The sequence below is a fragment of the Kocuria sp. CH-021 genome, assembly GCF_049716185.1.
Taxonomy (GTDB): domain Bacteria; phylum Actinomycetota; class Actinomycetes; order Actinomycetales; family Micrococcaceae; genus Kocuria; species Kocuria cellulosilytica.
Window position 1 is genome coordinate 1 of sequence record NZ_JBNAFK010000063.1, and the last position, 756, is coordinate 756.

2 protein-coding genes are annotated in these 756 nt (G+C 63.8%); both read left to right on the plus strand.

The features are described 5' to 3' along the window. Window positions 1–357 (plus strand): integrase core domain-containing protein (locus ACPYN7_RS18020; protein WP_424348559.1); only part of this gene is annotated, 357 nt, incomplete at its 5' end. Next, window positions 354–683, plus strand: coding sequence for a tyrosine-type recombinase/integrase (locus ACPYN7_RS18025; RefSeq protein WP_424348560.1), 330 nt, complete (start codon window positions 354–356; stop codon window positions 681–683). The genes ACPYN7_RS18020 and ACPYN7_RS18025, both read left to right, overlap by 4 nt. The last annotated feature ends 73 nt before the right edge of the window (window positions 684–756 follow it).

Here is a 756-nt window from a genome sequence, read left to right on the forward strand (position 1 = left end):
CATCCAGCCGGTCTGCCCATCGACACCCTCCTCGTCAGGGTGTTGCGACGACCGGTTGAATCCGCCCAATTTCGATCCCGGAAATTCGTCTATGCCCTGAACCGGCACGGACTGGTCGGCTCGATGGGCAAGGTCGGTGCGGCCGGGGACAACGCCGCCATGGAGAGCTTCTTCGCCCTGCTCCAGAAGAACGTCCTCGACCGGCGGTCCTGGGCGACCCGGGACGAGCTCCGGATCGCGATCGTCACCTGGACCGAGCGGACCTACCACCGTCGCCGCAGACAAGACCGTCTCGGGCGGTTGACCCCCATCGAGTACGAGACCATGATGAACTCCGCCGTGACCCTCGCGGCATGAGACCCCACCTGTCACCTATCGGTGCGGCAGTCCCGTTTCGTGGCCAGGGCGATGATCCACCGCACCAAAACTCCATCGGCTACCTATGGCGGAGTGCAACGAAGCGGGCCGGCGTTGAAGGCATCCGCCTACATGACGCGCGACATTTCTTCGCTTCCGGTCTCATAGAGGCCGGCGCAGATGTGGTGACTGTGGCGCGAGCTCTGGGCCACGCCAACCCGACGACAACGCTCCGGGTTTACGCGAAGCTTTGGCCAAGCGCCGAGGACAAGACTCGCCAGGCAGCGCAGGGTCTCATGGAGCAGGTGAACGGGTCGCCAGGCTAAGACCTGGTCTCATAACTCTTCTACCTGACGCAGTCGGCGGAAGTTGATGAGCGTGACGGCGAGCAAGAGCAGC

What these genes read in the sequence shown, in the direction of transcription:
- ACPYN7_RS18025 (WP_424348560.1), top strand. Translation starts at nt 354, where the DNA reads ATGAGACCCCACCTGTCACCTATCGGTGCGGCAGTCCCGTTTCGTGGC.